The organism is Methylophilus sp. DMC16 (assembly GCF_056314045.1).
Map to the genome: position 1 here is coordinate 1 of NZ_JBQUZC010000002.1, position 20,406 is coordinate 20,406.

The window sequence follows — 20,406 nt, forward strand, 5'->3', positions numbered from 1 at the left end:
TTTACCACTCATACTGCACCTTTCTTTTATTGCCATTATTACGGCTTAAAGGTGTCTAGTAAATTGGTGGCGATTCACAATACACCCAAGTTCATTACTAAACTCAGTATGAAACGCAGACTAACATAATAGGAAAGAAATCAACAAAGAGTAGACATCCATAAACTGGACAAATCTCAACCATCACACCAAGCCAACATAACGGCCATCGATTGCCGCCGGGATTACCGTCGTATCAGCCAGCCCCTGATTGCTTGGCTATGGCTCAACACCAGCGATTATGGGCAGGGGTGGAAGTTGCGGGTAAGTTCTTTTTTGGACGTGGGGGAAGTCAGACTTTAATTCTGCATTCATAATTCGATAACATACCATTTTTAAATTATTGAAATGGTAAAAATATCAAAACATCAAATTCCTAAATCACTGCTTAAACTTGAAGCAATCATGGATTGGTTTGGAGAACCAAGCAAAAGAAAACATCTTGATATTGCCTGCGTTTTAACACTCATCGGCCTACTGCTGTGGGGTGTATTTATGGTACCAAGTACTATTTTGCAAGACTCTCCTGAAGCAAAGCAACTAGTCAGTAGGACAGTGAGCGCTTTCCCTTGGATTGACAATCTTCACAGCCTATTTGGCTTTCATGTTGAAAAATTCATCTATTTACAGTGCCTATACAGTTGGATACTTCCCATTCCTTGGCTGCTAATGACATTCTCATTGTTTACTTTAAGAGTAGGACAACAGGGTATCAACATAGATATGCTATATCGCGTGATATTCAAAACGGTATTGCTACCAATAGCCGGTATTTTGTTTAGCGTATTGTCGAACAATTTGGGGCCAACTCTAGGTAGGCCATCAAGATCAGATAATTTTTACTTATTGAATGAATACACATCGGCTATCGGGGCCCTTATTAATGCAAACCTTTTGGTAATTTCTTTGTTAATTCTGCTGTTTGGATTATTTTATCTTTTTGTTATTTTTCGAAATATCGATGTAATCATTAAGGAATATCTTCAAAATCTTAATCGCAAACTTTAAGCCCATTCTGTCCTGAGGACTGGTCAACATAATTGCCACCTATCTCCACTGAGATTACCGTCGTATCAGTCAGCCACTGTTTGCTTGTCTGCCTATAGCTCAAGACATACGACTATATGTAGTTTTTAGGAAAGCAATTGGATGAGCTTCGGGTAAAGCTGAACAGGACCACCGACTAAAATTACTGAAACGGCGGAATTCTGAGAACCTTGAACTCCACTACTTTTTTTGAAATTTGCGAAATGCTGAAAACTGAACCGCTGTTTAGTATCGAGAAAAGAAAAACGGCTCACATTTCTGCGAGCCGTCTTTTGTATTTTGGTAGGGTGTGCGGGGATCGAACCCACGACAAACGGATTAAAAGTCCGCTGCTCTACCAGCTGAGCTAACACCCCATCTGTTTCTTGTCTGCCGCTTTGTTTTGCGTCAAATTTGAAAGAACGCGATTATGGGGGATGAATTAAATTTGGTCAATGCTGTTTTGGCTTTTTTTGTATAAAAAGTTTATTTTTTTATTCATCCCGATTTTTTGCTTTACATTCCGGGGAATTTTCCGCCCATCATGCCGCCCATGCCCCGCATCAGCTTGGCCATGCCACCTTTGCTGAACATCTTCATCATCTTTTGCGTTTCTTCAAATTGATTGAGCAGGCGGTTGACGTCTTGCACTTGCACACCGCTCCCGGCGGCGATCCGTTTTTTGCGCGTGGCTTTAATCAGCTCGGGTTTGCGGCGCTCTTCTGCCGTCATGCTATTAATGATGCCTTCGATGCGGCGCATGGATTTATCCACGTCGTCGGTGTTGATCTTTTGCGCCATGCCGGAAATCTGGCTGGGCATTTTGTCCATGAGTGAGGCCATGCCGCCCATTTTGCGCATTTGCAGCATTTGCGCTTTAAAGTCTTCGAGGTCAAACTTGGCGCCAGACTTGATTTTGTCGGCGACTTTTTGCGCCTCGGCCATGTCGACCTTTTTATGCGCTTCTTCAATCAGGCTTAAGACGTCGCCCATGCCCAAGATACGGCCCGCCATGCGGTCTGGGTGGAATGGCTCCAGGCCATCCACTTTTTCACTCACACCGATAAACTTGATCGGCTTGCCGGTGACGTGACGCACCGAGAGCGCAGCACCGCCGCGTGCATCGCCGTCCAGCTTGGTGACGATGACGCCTGTCAGTGGCAGTGTTTCGCCAAACGCTTTGGCGGTGTTGACGGCATCCTGGCCTTGCATGGCGTCGACCACAAACAAGGTCTCAGTGGGCTTGAGGTAGGCATGCAGGTCTTTGATTTCGGCCATCATGGCTTCATCAATGGCTAAACGACCGGCCGTATCAAAAATCACCACATCGTAGTAATTCTTTTTGGCTTGATCCATGACCTGCGCAGCAATGTCCAACGGCTTTTGCTGCGGGTTGGAATCAAAGCAGTCGATCTCGAGCTGTTTGGCCAGCGTTTGCAGCTGGGTAATCGCCGCAGGACGGTAGACGTCGGCACTGGCCAGCAGGACTTTTTTCTTTTGCTCTTTGAGCAGCTTGGCCAGCTTGCCTGAGGTGGTGGTTTTACCTGCCCCCTGCAAACCTGCCATCAAAATCACCACAGGCGGCACAGCGGCCAGGTTAAGGCCGACGTTGGCTTTACCCATGAGCTCGGTGAGTTCATCATTCACCACCTCAATCACGGCCTGGCCGGGGGTGAGGCTTTGCAATACGTCGCGGCCATTAGCACGCTCTTTCACGCGTGCAATAAAGTCTTTAACTACTGGCAGAGCCACGTCGGCCTCCAGCAGGGCCATGCGGACTTCGCGCATGGCATCGGCAATATTGTCTTCAGTCAAACGGGCTTGGCCGCGCAGGTTTTTAATCACGCCCTGCAAACGGCCGGTCAGGTTTTCCAGCATGGAAGGCCTTTCTTTCATCATTCATGAAATTTGTATAAAGTGATTTTACATCATGGTGGGGCAACCCTTGCAATAAAGCGCATGCATCCGGCGTTTGCGCGGCAGTAACCCTAGGCGAATGCAATGAGTTTTGCCATAATGCCAAGCATGACTCAACACCTGCTCCCTTACCTGATTGTCGCGTTTGTCTATATGGCGGTGGCGCTCGATTACTGGCGCATTGCCAAACAGGGCAAACCGGTCGATGAAAATGCTTTTCCGTTTCAACTGCACGGCGCGATGGTGGCGCTGGGGCTGGTCATGCATGGCGGCTTACTCTATCGGGATATGTTTGCTATCGGCTCAGTCAATTTGGGGGTGTATTACGCGCTGTCGGCGATTTTATGGCTGACGGTGTTGATTTACTGGGTGGCCGATTTAAAACATTCATTACACAGCTTGCAGGCCTTCGTCTTGCCGCCTGCCGCGCTTTGCGTGCTGATGCCAGGCTTTGCGGTGACAGACTATTATGTGGATACCCACGGCTTCACCCTGTTTAACCTGCATATCCTGATCGCCATACTGGCTTACAGCCTGTTTACCTTTGCGGCGCTGCATGCGTGTCTGATGCGCATGGCCGAGCGCGCTTTGCACCAAAAAAACAGCTGGCTGGCGCTGCAAGGCTTTCCACCCTTACTGGTGCTGGATGCGCTGCTGTTTAAAGTGTTGCACGTGGGCTTTGTCTTGCTGACGATTACCTTGATCAGCGGCATGCTGTTCAGCGAAGAGATTTTTGGCAAACCCTTGCAGTTCAACCACAAAACCGTGTTCTCGATTGCCTCATGGATGATCTACGCCTGGCTGCTGTTTGGGCGCTTTAAATATGGCTGGCGGGGCAAAGTCGCCACGCGCTGGACGCTGGTGGGGTTTGTGTTACTGCTGCTGGCGTATATAGGTAGCCGTTTTGTGTTACACGTGGTGCTGGGGCGCTAACTATTAAGCGCCTGCCAGCATACACGGCTTTTATTAGTTTCGCAGACTGATGATAGGCCAGCCTTGGTCTTGCGCGTAGGCGGTCAGCGTAGGGTCCGCATCCACAGCCACCGGATTGGTCACCAGTTTCATGAGTGGCAAATCGTTGTGTGAATCACTGTAAAAATAGCTTTTCTCAAAATCGGCCAAGCGCTGACCACGTGCAGCCAGCCACTCGTTCAGACGCGTCACCTTGCCTTGCTGAAAGCTGGGCGTGCCACTGACGCCACCAGTATATTGCCCATCCACCATTTCAGGATCGGTGCCAATGAGATGCTCGATGCCGTATGCGGTGGCAATTGGCTTGGTGACAAAGCTGTTAGTCGCGGTAATGATCATGCACAAATCACCGTTGGCTTTGTGCTGGTTGACCAGGTCTTGTGCTTTTTGCGTCATCATCGGGCGGATAACGTTGGTCATATATTTTTTATGCAGCTCATCCAGAAACGCTTTGGGATGTTGCGACAAAGGCTGCAACTGGAACTTGAGAAAAGCATAAATATCCAGACAGCCGTTTTTATAGTCTTCGTAAAACTGCTCGTTGCGCGCCTTGTGTTGTGCGCCATCCAGCAGGCCTTCACTAATCAAAAACACGCTCCAGTTATAGTCGCTATCCCCTGCCAGCAGGGTGTTGTCCAAGTCAAATAAGGCCAGGTTTTGTTTCATCACGCTTCATTTCTTTAATCAACATTAAACAATCTGTTCATCGGGCACGGCTTCTTTGGTTGCCGTCAGCACTAAAAAGACGCCGACCAGAATCACGGCCAGCGAAATATATTCCATGAGGTATAACTGTTCGTCGGCAAACCAGACGCCGACGACAAAGGCGACCACCGGATTGACAAAGGTGTTGCTACTGGCGACCAGGGGACGCACATGATGCAATAACCAATGGTAGGCAGAAAAAGCAATGATAGACCCAGGCACTATCATAAAGCCCAGGGCCACCCATGCCCGGGGCGACACCTGCGCAGGCATATGCTCGCCAAAGGCGATACTGAATAAAAACGCAATGAGCCCGCCACACAACATCTGGCTAGCGGCACCCATGAGCCCGGAAGGCATAGACAAATGTTTGCCCCAGACCGATCCCAATGACCAGCATGCGGCTGCAAACATCAGCAAGCAGGCACTGACCCAGTCGCCTTGCAGGCTGCCACGGGTATTCAGCAATAAAATCCCGATCAGGCCAATCGCAATGCCCAACCATTCGCGGCGGCTGATTTTGTGCCCCCACAGGCTGGAGAAAATCGCCATCCAGATGGGCGCAGTCGCAATCGCAAGCGCAGCCACGCTGGAGGATACATGCAGTTGCACATGTGACACCGTCCCATTGCCCAGCACGGGCAACAGCAGGCCAACCAAGGCCGCTCCACGCCACTGCAAGCGTGTCGGCGGCGCATGCCCGAGCAAGCGCAAACTGACATATAACAGGCTACCGGCTATGGTAAAACGCAGCCCCACCATCACAAAAGGCGGAAAGCTCTCAATCGCATACTTAATCGCGAGATAAGTTGAGCCCCAGATAAAGTAGGTACAAGCCAGCGCAATGGTCACCAACAACCAATGATTTCTTTGCGTCATTGCGGCTTGCCTTTCCAGGGTGTCATGGTTGAAAAAAGAAAACGCTTGTTACCCGCAGGCAACAAGCGTTGGTTCAGAGCCTGCTTACACTTGCGGGTTCAATTTTTCTGCTTTTGCATACAGCTTGTTGAGGCCATTCAGATAGGCTTTAGCGGAGGCGACGACAATATCGGTATCGGCGCCCTGACCGTTCACGATGCGCCCACCCTTGGATAAACGCACGGTCACCTCCCCTTGCGCATCGGTACCACTGGTGATGTTGTTGACGGAATACAGCAGCAACTCGGAATCACTTTGCACCACGTTTTCAATCGCCTTGAAAGTCGCATCGACCGGACCACCGCCATTGGCTTCGGTACGCTGCTCGCTACCATCCACACTCAGGGTCAAAATCGCGTGCGGGATCTCGCCGGTTTGCGAGGCCACTTGCAAGTAGCTCAGCTTGAACATTTCACGGCTTTCCTGCACCACTTCATCACTGACCAATGCATGCAAATCCTCGTCAAAGATTTCCGATTTTTTGTCAGCCAGCTCTTTAAAGCGCGCAAACGCCGCATTGAGCGCGTCCTCACTTTCGAGCTCGATGCCCAACTCTTTCAACCGGGTTCTAAATGCATTGCGGCCAGACAGTTTGCCTAAGGTCAATTTATTGGCGCCCCAACCCACATCTTCGGCGCGCATGATTTCATAGGTCTCACGATGCTTGAGCACGCCATCCTGATGGATGCCAGACTCATGCGCAAACGCGTTGGCACCGACAATGGCTTTATTCGGTTGCACAGGGTAACCAGTGATGGTAGAAACCAATTTGGACGACGGCACGATTTGCGTGGTATCAATGCGCGTGTTCAGGTTAAAAATATCGCTACGGGTTTTAATTGCCATGACAACTTCTTCTAGACTGGCATTCCCGGCGCGTTCGCCCAGGCCGTTGATTGTGCACTCGACCTGACGTGCACCATTCATGACCGCTGACAGCGAGTTGGCGACCGCCATGCCGAGGTCGTTATGGCAATGGGTAGACCAGACCACTTTTTCCGCGCCCTTGACGCGCTGGATCAAGGTGGCAAAGCGCTCGCCCCACACCGCAGGCAGGCTGTAACCCACCGTATCCGGGACGTTAATGGTTTTGGCGCCCGCTTCAATCACGGCCTCAAACACGCGCACCAGAAAATCAATCTCTGAGCGTACCGCATCTTCCGCAGAAAACTCGACATCCTCAGTATACTCACGCGCCCATTTGACGGCTTGCACAGCACGCTCAACCACCTGGTCTTCCGTCATGCGCAGCTTGTTTTCCATATGGATTTTGCTGGTGGCAATAAAGGTATGGATACGGCCACGGACGGCATGCTTGATCGCCTCGCCGGCACGGCGCACATCGTTTTCACTGGCTCGTGCCAGCGAGCAAACGGTAGAGGTTTTAATCACCTTGGCGATCTCGGAAATCGCGTCAAAATCACCGGGGCTGGCGGCAGCAAACCCGGCTTCAATCACATCCACACCCAATTTCTCCAACTGGCGGGCAATGCGGATTTTTTCTTCTTTAGTCATCGCTGCGCCGGGGCTTTGTTCTCCGTCACGCAACGTGGTATCAAAAATAATAATTTGTTCCATGAATATTCCTAATCTGACAGCCGGATTTTACCCGCTTGTCCTTTAAATGACTATAACCGCGCCCACACCGCAGGCGTCAAATAAAAAACGCGCTTAGCCAAGCGCGTTTTAGAGAAGACTCTGCACTAGGCAGTATTTTTGGATTGCAGCCGCTCGCGTGCCCACATGTAATAGCCAGACAAGGCATACACAAACACCACGCTAAACAACACTTCTGGCGGGCTGTATGAAATCAGCACAAAGGCCATCACCACCGCCAAAATGGCTACGAACGGCACCGAATGTCTGAGGTTGATATCCTTGCCGCTGTAGAACTTGAGGTCAGAGACCATAGAGCCTGCGGCAAAAATAGTGATAAACCAGGCAATCCATTTCACCTGCAAGGCGCCAAAGAAAATCTCGCGGCCATCGATATTGTATTCATAAGACACCCAGACAAAGCCGGCAATCAAGGCTGCTGCGGCCGGGCTAGGCAAGCCCTGAAAGTAGCGCTTGTCCTGAAAGGGATCATCCAGCTTGGTATTGAAGCGGGCCAGGCGCAAGGCGGCACAGGCGGCATAAATAAACGCTGCAATCCAGCCCAGCTTGTTCATGGGCTGCAAGGCCCACACATACATGATGAGCGCCGGGGCGACCCCGAATGACACCATGTCCGCCAGGCTGTCATATTCAGCGCCAAACGCACTTTGGGTATTGGTCATGCGTGCCACACGGCCATCCAGGCCATCCATCACCATGGCAATAAAAATCGCAATCGCTGACTGCTCAAAGTGCTGGTTCATCGCCTGCACAATCGCGTAAAAACCGCCAAATAGCGAAGCTGAGGTAAACAGGTTGGGTAGCAGGTAAATCCCGCGCTGCCGCAGGCTGGTGTGTTGTTCGCGTCTAGACTGGCGGTTTTGTGATTCAACCATAAGGAACTTTTCAGAATTGCAGAATACCTGCATTGTTGCGGGCAATCACAAAAAATGCAAGCGTGCCCCCTGCATGCAAGCGGGTTTTCTCCGCAAGAAGCAAGTATCCCGGCTGTGCTAAAATAGCGCTTTATTTAAGCCAGTTATCGCGCGTTCATGCAGTTTTCCTTACACAATACCGACGGCCTAGCTCGCCGCGGCACCGTCAGCCTGCCCCATGGTGAAGTACAAACCCCGGCCTTTATGCCGGTGGGCACGTATGGCACGGTCAAAGCCATGTCTCCACAGGAGCTCAATGAGATTCAAGCCCACATTGTGCTCGGCAATACTTTTCATTTGTGGTTACGGCCGGGCCTGGAAGTGATTGCAGCGCATGATGGCCTGCATAAATTCATGGGCTGGGATAAGCCTATTCTGACCGACTCAGGCGGTTTTCAGGTGTGGAGCCTGGGCGACTTGCGCAAAATTACCGAAGAAGGTGTCAAGTTTCAGTCCCCCATCAACGGCGACCGCTGCTTTCTGACACCTGAAGAGTCCATGCGCATCCAGCGTGTACTCAACAGTGACATCGTCATGATTTTTGACGAGTGCACACCCTACCCGGCCAGCCATGATCAGGCGCGCAAGTCGATGGAACTCAGCCTGCGCTGGGCACAACGCAGTCGCGATGCATTTAATGTCTACCAGACACACACCATCGCGCATACCCTGACCCTGCAGGGTGGCCAGGAACAGGTCGCACAACTGCGTGCCGAGCATCTGCCCACCAACGGCAATGCACTTTTCGGCATTATTCAGGGCGGCATGTACGAAGACCTGCGCGATATTTCGCGCCAGGGCCTGGAAGCCATTGGCTTCGATGGCTATGCCATTGGCGGCCTCTCGGTCGGCGAACCCAAAGAAGACATGTTACGCATCCTGGCACATACTGCGCCACAAATGCCTAAAGACAAACCTCGCTACCTGATGGGCGTCGGCACCCCTGAAGACCTAGTGGATGCCGTCAGCTATGGCATTGATATGTTTGACTGTGTGATGCCCACCCGTAACGCCCGTAATGGCTGGCTGTTCACGCAATACGGCGATGTGAAGATCAAGAACGCTAGTTACAAAACGGATACACGCCCACTGGATGATGAGTGTGAGTGCTATACCTGTCAGCACTTTAGCCGTGCCTATTTGCATCATCTGCACCGCATCGGCGAGATTCTTGGCGCGCGTTTGAACACCATCCATAACCTGCATTATTACCAGGTGTTGATGCAAGGCATGCGGGCGGCGATCGAAGAAAACCGCTTTGAGGCGTTTAAGGCGGAATTTGCCCGGAAACGGGCAGAGAAGCGTTAAGAACAACTCCATGCTTGTAGAGGTGAATGAAACACTGAGGCATAAGCTGAATCGATGATCGATTTACTTCGCCTTTAGGCGACTGCTCTTTCTTATGCTTGTCCATCAAAAAGAAGGCAAAGAAAACGACACCCTAGCTTCCGCTTATCCCCTCCGTTGCTCGCCAAAACAAGCAGTCACGAAACTCGACCTCGCAGCTCACAAAATGCGTGAGCCGCTGCGTGACTCGAACAGTCGCTCCCTTTACTAACGCTCATGCTTCAATCATAACCAAGCTAATATTACCCTCGTCTAGATTCCGGCCTCCGCCAGAACGACAACGCTCATAAAACGCATTTCAGCAAATAACGCCCTTTCATCCTCGAATCACACCCCGCCATTTATTCTTCTCTTGCCTGTGCTAGAATCGCGAGTTACTTATTAGATTCATTCAGGAACAAGTATTATGTTTATCAGCAATGCCTATGCCGCTGGCGCGCCAGCCACCGACTTTATGAGCTTTTTGCCTATGGTGGTCATTTTTGTGTTGTTTTATTTCATGCTGATCCGCCCACAAGTCAAGCAGGCCAAGCAGCATAAATCCATGCTCGAAACACTGAAGGCAGGCGATGAAGTGGCGACCAACGGCGGGATTGTCGGCAAAGTGACTAAAGTCAGTGAAAATTTTGTCAGCATCGAAATCGCGGCCAATACCGTGGTGCATGTACAGAAACACACTGTGCAGACCTTGCTGCCTGCTGGCACTTTAAAATCGATTTAACTGTTATCCATTTAGTGCAAGCGCAAAGCGCTTGCCTTTCATTCTGAACAAGAGTTTGTTATGAACCGTTATCCGTTATGGAAATTCGTGCTGATTGGCACCGTGATTGTGATTGGGCTGCTGTACACGATCCCCAACTTTTTTGGGGAGTCGCCTGCGGTACAAATCAGTCCGGCCAAAACTTCGCTCAAGCTGGATGAGGGCTTGCTGCGCAAAGTGGAGGATACGCTCAAGCTCGCGGATATTCCGTTTGATGGCGTGTTTATGGATGCGAGCGGCGTGAAGGTACGTTTTGCCAATACCGATACGCAACTGCTGGCAAAAGACAAATTGGTCGCCAACCTGGGTAAAGACTATACCGTCGCGCTCAATCTGGTGCCACAAACACCAAACTGGCTGCAAAGCATAGGCGCCAAGCCGATGTATCTGGGTCTGGACTTGCGTGGCGGCGTGCACTTTCTGCTGCAAGTAGACATGAAAGCCGCGCTGGATAAAGCCGCAGAAAGCACCATGGGCGATTTCCGCATGGCCTTGCGTAAAGAGAAAGTCAATTATTTCGGCATTGAGCGCCAGGGCCAAGTGGTGGTGGTGAAATTTGAATCCGAAGCAGAAGCCACCAAGGCTCGCAACCTGCTGGCCAAGGACTATTCTGACCTGACTTATAAAATTACGGGCAGCGACAAGGACTTCAACCTGACAGCCAGCATGAGCTTGATGGCGCAAAAACGCATTCAGGAATTCGCCCTCAAGCAAAACCTGCAAACGCTGCACAACCGGATTAACGAGCTGGGTGTGGCTGAGCCTATCGTGCAACAGCAAGGCATGGACCGCATTGTGGTGCAATTGCCTGGTGTGCAAGATACCGCCAAGGCGAAGGAAATCCTGGGCCGGACCGCGACCCTGGAAATCCGCATGGTAGACGAAGAGAAGTCTGACATGGCGACCTTGCAAAAAGCGCAAAGCGGACAGGTGCCGTTTGGCGATGAGATGTTCACTGACCGTGAAGGTCGCCCCGTACTGGTGAAAAAGAATGTGGTGCTGACCGGTGACCGGATTACCGATGCAGGGCCTGGCGTGAATGGCCAAAATGGCGCTTCAGTCGTGAATGTTACGCTGGATGGCCGTGGTGCCGGAATCTTTAAAAATGTCACCCGTGAAAACGTTGGCAAACGCATGGCGATTTTGCTGATTGAAAAAGGTAGCACCGAAGTCATTACGGCGCCGGTGATCAATGAAGAAATTGGCGGTGGCCGCGTACAGATTTCCGGCATGGCCAACGCACAGGAAGCCACAGACATTTCATTGCTGTTACGTGCCGGGGCATTGGCCGCACCGATGGAAATCATTGAAGAGCGTACCGTGGGCCCAAGCATGGGTGAAGAAAACATCAAACGTGGCGTGCACTCTACCCTGTGGGGCTTTGCCGCAATTGCGGTCATGATGATTGTGTACTACATGGTGTTTGGCGGCGTCTCGGTCATGGCTTTGGGCGTGAACCTGCTATTGCTGGTTGCCATCCTATCCATGTTGCAAGCCACACTTACTCTGCCAGGTTTGGCCGCGATTGCACTGGCTCTGGGGATGGCAATTGACGCCAACGTACTGATCAACGAGCGTATCCGTGAAGAGTTGCGTAACGGCAATACGCCGCAAGCCAGTATCCATGCCGGTTACGATCGCGCGTTTGATACGATTCTGGACTCCAACGTGACGACCTTGATTGCAGGTCTGGCACTGTTCATGTTCGGAACCGGCCCGATCAAAGGCTTTGCTGTGGTTCACGTGCTGGGCATTATGACCTCTATGTTTAGTGCCGTGCTGGTTTCTCGTGCACTGGTGAATCTCTTGTATGGCTATCGCCGCAAGATTGAGCACCTGCGGATCGGCTAATCCGTGACCTGCCACGACTAGAAACGCATTTAAGAGAACACATTATGGAATTATTCAGAATTAAAAAAGACATCCCGTTCATGAGTTACGGGCGTCTGACCACTTCAATCTCGCTGATCACGTTTGTGCTGGCAATTTTCTTCCTGTTTCACCGCGGCCTCAATTATGGGGTGGACTTTACCGGCGGGACCGTGATGGAAGTACATTACCCGGCCGCTGCCAATATCGAGCAAATTCGCCAGGTCATGGATGCGGTTGGCTTGAAAGATGTCACGGTGCAGAACTTTGGTTCTAGCCAGGATGTGCTGATCCGCCTGCCCGTCAAAAAAGAATTATCGATTGCCCAGCTCTCTGAAAAAATCTCGACGGCCCTGAAAGGCGCGGATGCAGGTGCTGAAATCCGTCGTGTGGAGTCTGTCGGCTCACAAGTGGGTGAAGAGTTGTATGAAAATGGGGCGCTGGCCTTGCTGCTGGTCTGCGCAGGCATCATGGGTTACCTGGCCTTGCGTTTTGAATGGCGTTTTGCGGTAGCTGCCATCATCGCCAACATGCACGACGTGATTATTATCTTGGGCTTCTTTGCGTTCTTCCAGTGGGAATTCAACCTGACGGTGCTCGCCGCGATTCTTGCCGTGCTGGGTTATTCGGTGAACGAATCTGTGGTGGTCTTTGACCGTGTGCGTGAAAACTTCAAGAAAATGCGTAAAGCCAGCGCAGTGCAAGTGATTGACAATGCGATTACGCGCACCATGTCACGCACCATCATCACCCATATCATGACGCAGACCATGGTCTGTTCCATGCTGTTTTTTGGTGGCGAAACCTTGCACAACTTCTCACTGGCCTTGACCATTGGCATTCTGTTCGGCATTTACTCATCCGTATTGGTTGCCTGCCCGATTGCCATGTGGCTGGGCGTCAACCGTGCCAACCTGATTGGTGACAGCGAGAAAAAACCGAAAGAAGACGAAGCCGCCCTCGCCCCCTAAGCCGCGACCTAGTCCCGGTTTCCCTTGATTTTTAGCCACTGGTGAGTACACTAGTGGCTTCTTGTTTTTATCGTCGCCCCCTTGGACAATATCCCCTTAAGCTGGCAGATTTGCCTGCTACTGCTGTTGCTGGCTTTTACGGCCTTTTTCTCTATTGCCGAAACCAGTTTGATGTCGCTGAACCGTTACCGCATGCGACATCTGGCCAAAGAAGGTCACCGCGGGGCTAAACTGGCAAGCCGCTTGATTGCGCAAACCGACAAAACTCTGGGTGCCATCCTGCTGGGCAACACGTTTTGTATTGTGGGATCCTCGACGCTGGAAGTGATTATTTCGGAGCGTCTGTTTGGTGAGGGCGACTATGTGTTGATGTTTGGCTCGCTGGCCATCACTTTTGCCATTCTGGTGTTCAGTGAGATTTCGCCAAAAGTGATTGCCGCTGCCCATGCCGAAAAACTGGGCTTTGCCAGCAGTTACCTGCTCTACCCGCTATTATGGTTATTCACGCCCGTGGTCTGGTTTGTCAATCTGTTTGTCAAAGCCTTCCTGAAAATACTCAGGGTACGCGTTAACTTTGACGAGCAGGCCCAAGCGGTAACCTCTGAAGAACTACGCAGCATTGTCAGCGATGCCGGACAATATATCCCGTCACAAAGCCGGACCATTTTGCTCAACTTGCTTGATCTGGAAGACATTATTGTCGACGATGCAATGACGGCGCACACCATGGTGGAATTCATCGACCTCGATGATCCGATTGAGCAAATCATGGAACAACTGGTGCGTAGCCACCACTCTCGGCTGCCAGTACGCCAGGGCGATCATGAAGACATTGTTGGCATTTTACATGTGCGCAAAGTACTGCCGCTCCTGCGCGACTTCCATACCGGCCAGGCGCCCACCAAAGCGTTGCTGCAGGCAGCCATGAGTCTGCCCTACTACATCCCTTCTGGCACGCCACTGTATACCCAGTTACAGCAGTTCCAGAAGCACCATGAACGCATTGCGCTGGTGGTAGATGAATATGGCGAATTCAAAGGCCTGCTGACATTGGAGGACATTCTGGAAGAAGTGGTCGGTGAGTTCACCACTCAAACGCCAGAACATGAACGCCAGTTTCATCAACATGAAGATGGCAGCTGGCTGGTGGATGGCAGCAGTCTGTTGCGCGATCTCAACCGCAAATTGAAACTCTCGTTGCCTACCGATGGTCCACGTACATTGAATGGACTGATTCTGGAGCACTTTGAGGATATTCCCGAGCAGAATACCAGCTTCAAGATCGGTGATCACCGGCTCGAAATCCTGGAAGCGCAGGATCGTATCGTCAAGCGCGTCAAAATTTATCTTTAAAACACGGCTAACTTCCGTATCCAGCACTTGAATTTTTTAATACAAGGCGCAAAATAAGTCCTAAGACAGGTATACGAAACTATGGCAAGACCCAAGCGTGATAGTGATTTGGCGGTAGCCCCTCAAGTTGCCAAACCCAAACCTCCCGAACTGTTTAAGGTGTTGTTACTCAATGATGACTACACCCCGATGGAGTTTGTGGTGGCAGTGATTGAGCGTTTTTTTAGCAAGACCCGCGAACAAGCGACGCAAATCATGCTCAAAGTACATACCGAGGGTGTGGGCGTATGCGGTGTATACCCACAAGACATAGCCGAAACCAAAATGCACCAGGTGCTGGAGTCGGCCAGAGAAGCGCAACATCCCTTGCAATGCGTCATTGAAGCGGCGTAACACAGGGTTGAAGCAGGGAATAGGCATCGCAAGAATATCGGGCAAATACGCTGACATTCTTGCGCTTCAAAGTATCAGCAGCAGTGGTAGCATGTGAATACATGGTTTCATTCAGTTTGACTCATTTAAACTTGAGCAAATAGTACGATTGGGGCATTGAATTTTTTTGAAAAAAGCACGATAACAAGAAAACAAATCGTTTTTGCCAGTTAGCGAAGGGTTGCTGTTGTGAATCCGGCGTTTTTTGTAGTGTAGTGTATTAAGGAAAGTCATCATGATTGCTCAAGAACTTGAAGTTAGCCTGCACATGGCTTTTATGGACGCGAGACAAAAGCGTCACGAATTGATTACGGTTGAGCATCTGTTATTGGCTATGTTAGATAACCCGACAGCCGCAGAAGTCCTGCGTGCTTGCGGTGCCAAATTTGATACCCTGCGTAGCGAACTCAGCCAATATATTGAAGAACACACGCCGACAGTGGCTGGCAGCGATGAGGTTGACACGCAGCCGACGCTTGGCTTTCAACGCGTCATCCAGCGCGCCATGCTGCATGTGCAGTCCTCCGGCAAAAAAGAAGTGACGGGCGCCAATGTGCTGGTCGCAATCTATGGCGAAAAAGATTCGCATGCCGTGTTCTTCCTGCATCAGCAAGGCGTGACTCGCTTGGATGTGGTCAACTTCATTTCACATGGCGTGGCCAAAATCCAGGAAAACGAGCAAAAATCCAGCAGCAGCGAACAGGAAACTGAAGGTGAAAGTGTCAGCACCGGCGCACTCGAAAACTTCACCCTGAACCTCAATGCGCAAGTTGTTGCGGGCAAAATTGACCCGCTGATTGGGCGTGGCCTGGAACTTGAGCGCGTGATCCAGACATTGTGCCGTCGCCGCAAAAACAACCCGCTGCTGGTGGGTGAGGCAGGCGTAGGTAAAACTGCGATTGCAGAAGGCCTGGCTTCACGCATCGTCAACAAAGAAATTCCAGAAGTGCTGGAAAATGCCACCGTGTACTCGCTCGACATGGGCGCGCTGTTGGCAGGCACCAAATACCGTGGTGATTTCGAGCAACGCTTGAAAGCCGTCATGAAACAATTGTCCGAGAAACCGGATGCGATTTTGTTTATTGATGAAATCCACACGCTGATTGGCGCCGGCTCTGCCAGTGGCGGCACGCTGGATGCCAGCAACCTGCTCAAGCCAGCGCTCTCCAACGGCTCACTCAAATGCATAGGTGCGACCACTTATCAGGAATACCGTGGCATCTTCGAGAAAGACCACGCCTTGTCTCGTCGCTTCCAGAAAATCGACGTGCAAGAGCCTAGCGTGGCTGAGACCATTGAAATTCTCAAAGGCCTTAAGACCCGCTTTGAAGAGCATCACAGCGTGAAATATAGTGCCAGCGCCTTGACCGTGGCCGCTGAATTGTCTGCCAAATACATCAATGACCGTCATTTGCCAGACAAGGCGATTGACGTGATTGACGAAGCAGGAGCAGCCCAGCGCATTCTGCCCAAGAGCAAGCAGAAAAAAATTATTGGCAATAAAGAGATTGAAGAGATTATTGCCAAGATTGCGCGCATTCCGCCGAAAAATATTTCCAGTGATGACCGCAATGCGCTCAAAACGCTGGAACGCGATCTTAAAGCCGTGGTGTTTGGTCAGGACAAGGCAATCGAAGTATTGTCTTCTGCCGTCAAAATGGCTCGCAGCGGTTTGGGCAATGGCAACAAGCCGATTGGCAGCTTCCTGTTTGCGGGTCCCACCGGAGTCGGTAAAACCGAGGTGGCCAAACAATTGGCTTACATCCTGGGCATTGAGTTGCTGCGCTTTGATATGTCCGAGTATATGGAGCGTCACGCCGTCTCCCGCCTGATTGGTGCGCCTCCGGGCTATGTCGGCTTTGATCAGGGTGGTTTGTTGACTGAGGCGGTCACCAAGCAACCATACTGCGTATTGCTGCTAGATGAAATTGAAAAAGCCCATCCTGACATCTTCAACATTCTGTTGCAGGTGATGGATCATGGCACACTGACAGATAACAATGGCCGCAAGGCGGATTTCCGCAATGTCACCATTATCATGACGACTAACGCGGGTGCAGAAAGCATGTCCAAAGCCAGCATAGGCTTTACCAACAGCAAGGACAGCACCGATGAAGCTGCTGACCTCAAGCGCTTGTTCAGCCCTGAGTTCCGTAACCGTCTTGATGCGACCGTGTCGTTCAGTGCCTTGAACCAGGAAGTCATACTGCGCGTGGTAGACAAGTTCTTGATGCAGCTTGAAGATCAGTTGCATGAGAAAAAAGTGGATGTCACCTTCAGTGATGAGCTTAAGGCTTATCTGGGCAGAAAAGGCTTCGATCCACTCATGGGTGCGCGTCCGATGGCACGCCTCATCCAGGATACGATCCGCAAAGCGCTGGCCGATGAATTGCTGTTTGGTAAGCTAAATGATGGTGGTCAGGTCCATATTGATATTGATGAACATGACCAGATTCAGTTGAATTTTAAAGAGGAAACTGTTTCAGCCTGATTTGGATTGAACTTTCATCGCACAAAGGCCACTCTAAACGGTGGCTTTTGTGTTTCTTGCACTGCTTTAGTGCAAAAAAACCATGGACACGAGTCATGCGATTGCTGCCTGGCCCCCGTGTTTTGTTTCAGCCAGGCTTAAAATCAATACGTTAGGGATATGCAAATTGCTGGTATAGTTATTGCTATCAATGAATTGCCTGACAGAACTGATTTTGTACATGCAAAAGATTTTTTATTTTCTACATGTGTTGTGTTTGCTGTTTGCACTGCAAACAACGGCCGCCGAACCGGCGGCCACCACTACCCTGCTCGAGACCGGCTTGCTTGACAACGCCGTCACTACAGTCGCGAGCCTGGCTAATGCATCCGATGACGCGTTGTCTGCGGACTTTGGAGAGGTGAGCAACTCGGTAGACATGCTTGAGATTGCCGAAATCGACATTGATAAAATCCTGCTCCCCGGATTCAGTTACCCATTACATAAAACCCAGTTCCATCCTCCCGAACATCAATCCTCTTCCTATCACTTGCTCTTATCCTTCTGGCTAGACCGGCCTCCGCAATCCGTTTAAAGACGTCGTGCCTGCGCGCATCCTCAGGATGTGACGCAGGTGTCATATGTATTCACAGAGTGCTGTCAACAGCACGCTGTCATGAGGATCATTATGTTGTCTTGTATTCGTTGGCGAACCTTATACTGGCTGGGATGGCTGTGTAGCCTGCCCGCCCTCGCACTGGCCGAAGGCCAAACTTTTGACTTGCAAATGCTGCTGGACAAAGCCGTGGCTGAGAATCCCACCATTGCAGTGAGTAAAGCTCAAACGGCAGCTGCTGCCGCTGGCGTCACCGTGTCGCGTTCTTACTATAATCCAGACCTGGAAATCATGGCGGGACCTGCCAGATATCGTAATGCCCCAGGTACGACCAACCAGAACTATGGCGTGACCATTTCCCAGCCACTGGACTTTCTTAGCACACGCGCCTCCCGTCGTGAATATGCTGAGCAGCAGTTTAATTACGCCGAGAAAGGTATCCACACTACCAGCTTTGACTTGCGTAACCAGATTAAAGCGGCTTATTTGAATGTGTTACTTCGCCAGCAGATTATGGAAATGCTGGGCGCAAACCTGGCGTTACTGCAGCAAGTACAAAGCCGCGTCAAACGCAAAGTTGAAATAGGCGAAGCGGCCAGATATGAATTGATCAAGGCGGATACTGAATTACTGGCCACTGAACGTGACTATGCCAGTGCACAAACCAGAATTGACGAAGCCAAAGCCATGTTGCATGGCATGATCGGCAATATGCCTGACGCGTTTGAGATCAAGCGGCAGTTACCTACCATCTCGAACCTACCCGACATCACCGAATTGAGACGTTCGGCGGAGAACAATCCTTACCTGCAACAGCTGCAGAGTGCCAGGGACAGTGCTGAAGCCAAACTCAAACTGGAGCAGGCGCTACGTTTCCCCGGGGTGACCGTGAAGTCAGATTTCACGCAAGACCCGGACCTGAATACCTTAAGAGTAGGCGTGGTGGTGCCTTTACCGGTCTGGAACCGGCGCGAAGGCCAGATAGCACAAGCAGTGGCGGGGATTGAGGAAGCCAATGCCAACATCAAGCAGCAGCAACTATTGCTGCGTAAAGAGATAGACAGCGCCTATCAACGGACCGTGATTGCCAGCAACCAGCTAAAAGCGTTTGAAAACGGCTTGTTGCAACAATCGCAGGCAACCTTGAGTCGCGCTGAAGCGGCTTATAAATTCGGAGAACGCGGCATTCTGGAGTATCTGGATGCACAACGCGTCAATCGTGAAGTCAAACGGGACTACCTGATTGCCAAATTCGATTATTTTTTCAGTGTCTTGCAAATCGAACGTTTCATCGGTTCCGATTTGGTACAACCTTAAGGGGATGGTCATGTCTCGTGTGTTATTTTCAACTTTACTGGTCGCCGCGCTGGCTGTGATGTCTACCGCGTGCTCAGAAAAACCTGCCCCGGTTGCAGAAAAAAAAGAAGTCGTCGACCCTAGCCTGGTCACCTTGACCAAAGAATTACAAGCCAACGTCAAGGCCGGTCCGGTCACCGAAGTACAGTTCGTCGATACTTTGCGCATCCCTGGCCGTATCCAGGTGGATGAACAATATGAATCGCGTGCAGGGGCGTCGATTACCGGTCGTATCAGTACACTCGATGTCAATCTGGGCGACGAAGTTAAAGCAGGCCAGCGCCTGGCCACCATCAAAAGTACAGAGCTGGCGCAGTATCAACTAAGTTATATTAAAGCCAGCCAGCAGATGCAATTGCATAGAAAGGCCGTTGACCGCGCCAAGCAATTGCTTGAAGCCGACGTAATCAGCCCGGCCGAATTGCAGCGCCGTGAAGGTGAGCTCAATGCCGCCAATGCAGAGGTCAATGCTGCCCGCGACCAGTTACTGGTCCTTGGCATGGCGCCTAATGCCATCGCACAGCTGGGTCTGGCCAATAGCGGCATGTCTACCAGCCAGGTCAATTCAAAAATCACCGGCACGGTCATCGCGCGTAATGCCAGACTGGGGCAAGTCGTCGCCCCTGCCGAAGAACTGTTTGTGATTGCAGACTTATCGCATGTCTGGGCGGTTGCCGAGATTCCTGAACAGCAAATTGCACATATCAGCGAAGGCCAAACCATCAATATTGAGGTACCGGCTCTGGGCGATGCCGAATTGACCGGCAAGCTGGCGTTTGTGGGCGATATTGTTAATCCGGCCACACGGACCGTGATGGCGCGTGCCAATATCGATAATAGCAAAATGCTGTTAAAGCCAGACATGCTGATCACCATCCTGCTCGAGGCTAAACCGGAAAAAGTTGTGGCTGTACCCGCGACGGCTGTGGTGCGTGAAAACAATGCAGACCATGTTTTTGTGCAAACCATGAAACCAACGCAATACAAACTGATGCCTGTCACCCTCGGTAGAACCTATCAGGGTTACCGGGAAGTATTACAGGGCTTGCAAGCTGGTGACCAAATCGTGCTGGATGGCGCTTTTCACGTCAATAACGAGCGTAAGCGCAAAGAAATGGAGTAAG

At 51.0% G+C, this 20,406-nt stretch carries 17 protein-coding genes and 1 tRNA gene; 12 read left to right on the plus strand and 6 right to left on the minus strand.

Annotated elements, in window-relative coordinates:
• Positions 1-387 precede the first annotated feature (387 nt).
• Positions 388-1,047 carry a hypothetical protein gene (locus ACT53D_RS08090; RefSeq protein ID WP_476155629.1) on the plus strand — a complete coding sequence of 220 codons (660 nt, stop codon included), beginning with the start codon at positions 388-390 and terminating at the stop codon, positions 1,045-1,047.
• 319 nt (positions 1,048-1,366) lie between these two features.
• Here ACT53D_RS08090 and ACT53D_RS08095 read toward each other — a convergent pair.
• Together ACT53D_RS08095 and ffh are read right to left on the minus strand one after the other, a co-directional pair.
• Positions 1,367-1,442: transfer RNA gene (locus ACT53D_RS08095), tRNA-Lys, on the minus strand.
• Positions 1,443-1,581: 139 nt separating this feature from the next.
• Positions 1,582-2,943: a signal recognition particle protein gene (ffh, locus tag ACT53D_RS08100; RefSeq protein ID WP_194749092.1), complete on the minus strand. Its 1,362-nt coding sequence runs from the start codon at positions 2,941-2,943 to the stop codon at positions 1,582-1,584.
• Positions 2,944-3,081: 138 nt separating this feature from the next.
• Here ffh and ACT53D_RS08105 point away from each other — a divergent pair, with 138 nt between their 5' ends.
• Complete coding sequence (locus ACT53D_RS08105) at positions 3,082-3,915, plus strand: cytochrome C assembly family protein (RefSeq protein ID WP_313985825.1); 834 nt, start codon at positions 3,082-3,084, stop codon at positions 3,913-3,915.
• Between the two features lie 33 nt (positions 3,916-3,948).
• On the opposite strand, the gene ACT53D_RS08110 is transcribed toward ACT53D_RS08105, so the two are convergent.
• The 4 genes from ACT53D_RS08110 to pssA form a co-directional block, all read right to left on the minus strand.
• A complete protein-coding gene (locus ACT53D_RS08110) occupies positions 3,949-4,620 on the minus strand; it encodes a histidinol-phosphatase (RefSeq protein WP_476144348.1) in 672 nt (223 codons plus the stop codon).
• 24 nt (positions 4,621-4,644) lie between these two features.
• The gene (yedA, locus tag ACT53D_RS08115) at positions 4,645-5,538 is read right to left on the minus strand and encodes a drug/metabolite exporter YedA (protein ID WP_476155631.1); all 894 of its coding nucleotides are present in this window, start codon (positions 5,536-5,538) and stop codon (positions 4,645-4,647) included.
• 84 nt (positions 5,539-5,622) lie between these two features.
• Positions 5,623-7,155 (minus strand): 2-isopropylmalate synthase, encoded by a 1,533-nt coding sequence (locus ACT53D_RS08120; RefSeq protein WP_379074820.1) that lies wholly within the window; start codon positions 7,153-7,155, stop codon positions 5,623-5,625.
• Between the two features lie 125 nt (positions 7,156-7,280).
• Complete coding sequence (gene pssA / locus ACT53D_RS08125) at positions 7,281-8,069, minus strand: CDP-diacylglycerol--serine O-phosphatidyltransferase (protein WP_313985745.1); 789 nt, start codon at positions 8,067-8,069, stop codon at positions 7,281-7,283.
• Positions 8,070-8,225: 156 nt separating this feature from the next.
• Between pssA and ACT53D_RS08130 the strand changes: the two genes are divergently transcribed.
• From ACT53D_RS08130 to ACT53D_RS08175, 10 genes are all read left to right on the plus strand, one after another.
• The gene (locus ACT53D_RS08130) at positions 8,226-9,416 is read left to right on the plus strand and encodes a tRNA guanosine(34) transglycosylase Tgt (RefSeq protein ID WP_338655228.1); all 1,191 of its coding nucleotides are present in this window, start codon (positions 8,226-8,228) and stop codon (positions 9,414-9,416) included.
• Positions 9,417-9,861: 445 nt separating this feature from the next.
• Positions 9,862-10,176 carry a preprotein translocase subunit YajC gene (gene yajC, locus ACT53D_RS08135; RefSeq protein WP_194748613.1) on the plus strand — a complete coding sequence of 105 codons (315 nt, stop codon included), beginning with the start codon at positions 9,862-9,864 and terminating at the stop codon, positions 10,174-10,176.
• A 60-nt stretch (positions 10,177-10,236) separates the two neighbouring features.
• A complete protein-coding gene (gene secD, locus ACT53D_RS08140; RefSeq protein WP_476155634.1) occupies positions 10,237-12,066 on the plus strand; it encodes a protein translocase subunit SecD in 1,830 nt (609 codons plus the stop codon).
• Positions 12,067-12,110: 44 nt separating this feature from the next.
• Positions 12,111-13,055: a protein translocase subunit SecF gene (gene secF / locus ACT53D_RS08145; protein ID WP_194748615.1), complete on the plus strand. Its 945-nt coding sequence runs from the start codon at positions 12,111-12,113 to the stop codon at positions 13,053-13,055.
• 81 nt (positions 13,056-13,136) lie between these two features.
• Entirely contained in the window at positions 13,137-14,408 is a 1,272-nt protein-coding gene (locus ACT53D_RS08150; protein WP_313985737.1) for an HlyC/CorC family transporter, read from the plus strand.
• 81 nt (positions 14,409-14,489) lie between these two features.
• On the plus strand, positions 14,490-14,801 hold the full coding sequence (gene clpS, locus ACT53D_RS08155; protein WP_194748617.1) for an ATP-dependent Clp protease adapter ClpS: 312 nt from the start codon (positions 14,490-14,492) through the stop codon (positions 14,799-14,801).
• Positions 14,802-15,075: 274 nt separating this feature from the next.
• A complete protein-coding gene (gene clpA / locus ACT53D_RS08160) occupies positions 15,076-17,331 on the plus strand; it encodes an ATP-dependent Clp protease ATP-binding subunit ClpA (RefSeq protein ID WP_194748618.1) in 2,256 nt (751 codons plus the stop codon).
• 220 nt (positions 17,332-17,551) lie between these two features.
• Entirely contained in the window at positions 17,552-17,905 is a 354-nt protein-coding gene (locus ACT53D_RS08165) for a hypothetical protein (protein ID WP_194748619.1), read from the plus strand.
• A 93-nt stretch (positions 17,906-17,998) separates the two neighbouring features.
• The gene (locus ACT53D_RS08170; protein WP_194748620.1) at positions 17,999-19,243 is read left to right on the plus strand and encodes a TolC family protein; all 1,245 of its coding nucleotides are present in this window, start codon (positions 17,999-18,001) and stop codon (positions 19,241-19,243) included.
• A gap of 10 nt (positions 19,244-19,253) precedes the next feature.
• Complete coding sequence (locus ACT53D_RS08175; protein WP_194748621.1) at positions 19,254-20,405, plus strand: efflux RND transporter periplasmic adaptor subunit; 1,152 nt, start codon at positions 19,254-19,256, stop codon at positions 20,403-20,405.
• Position 20,406 lies beyond the last annotated feature (1 nt).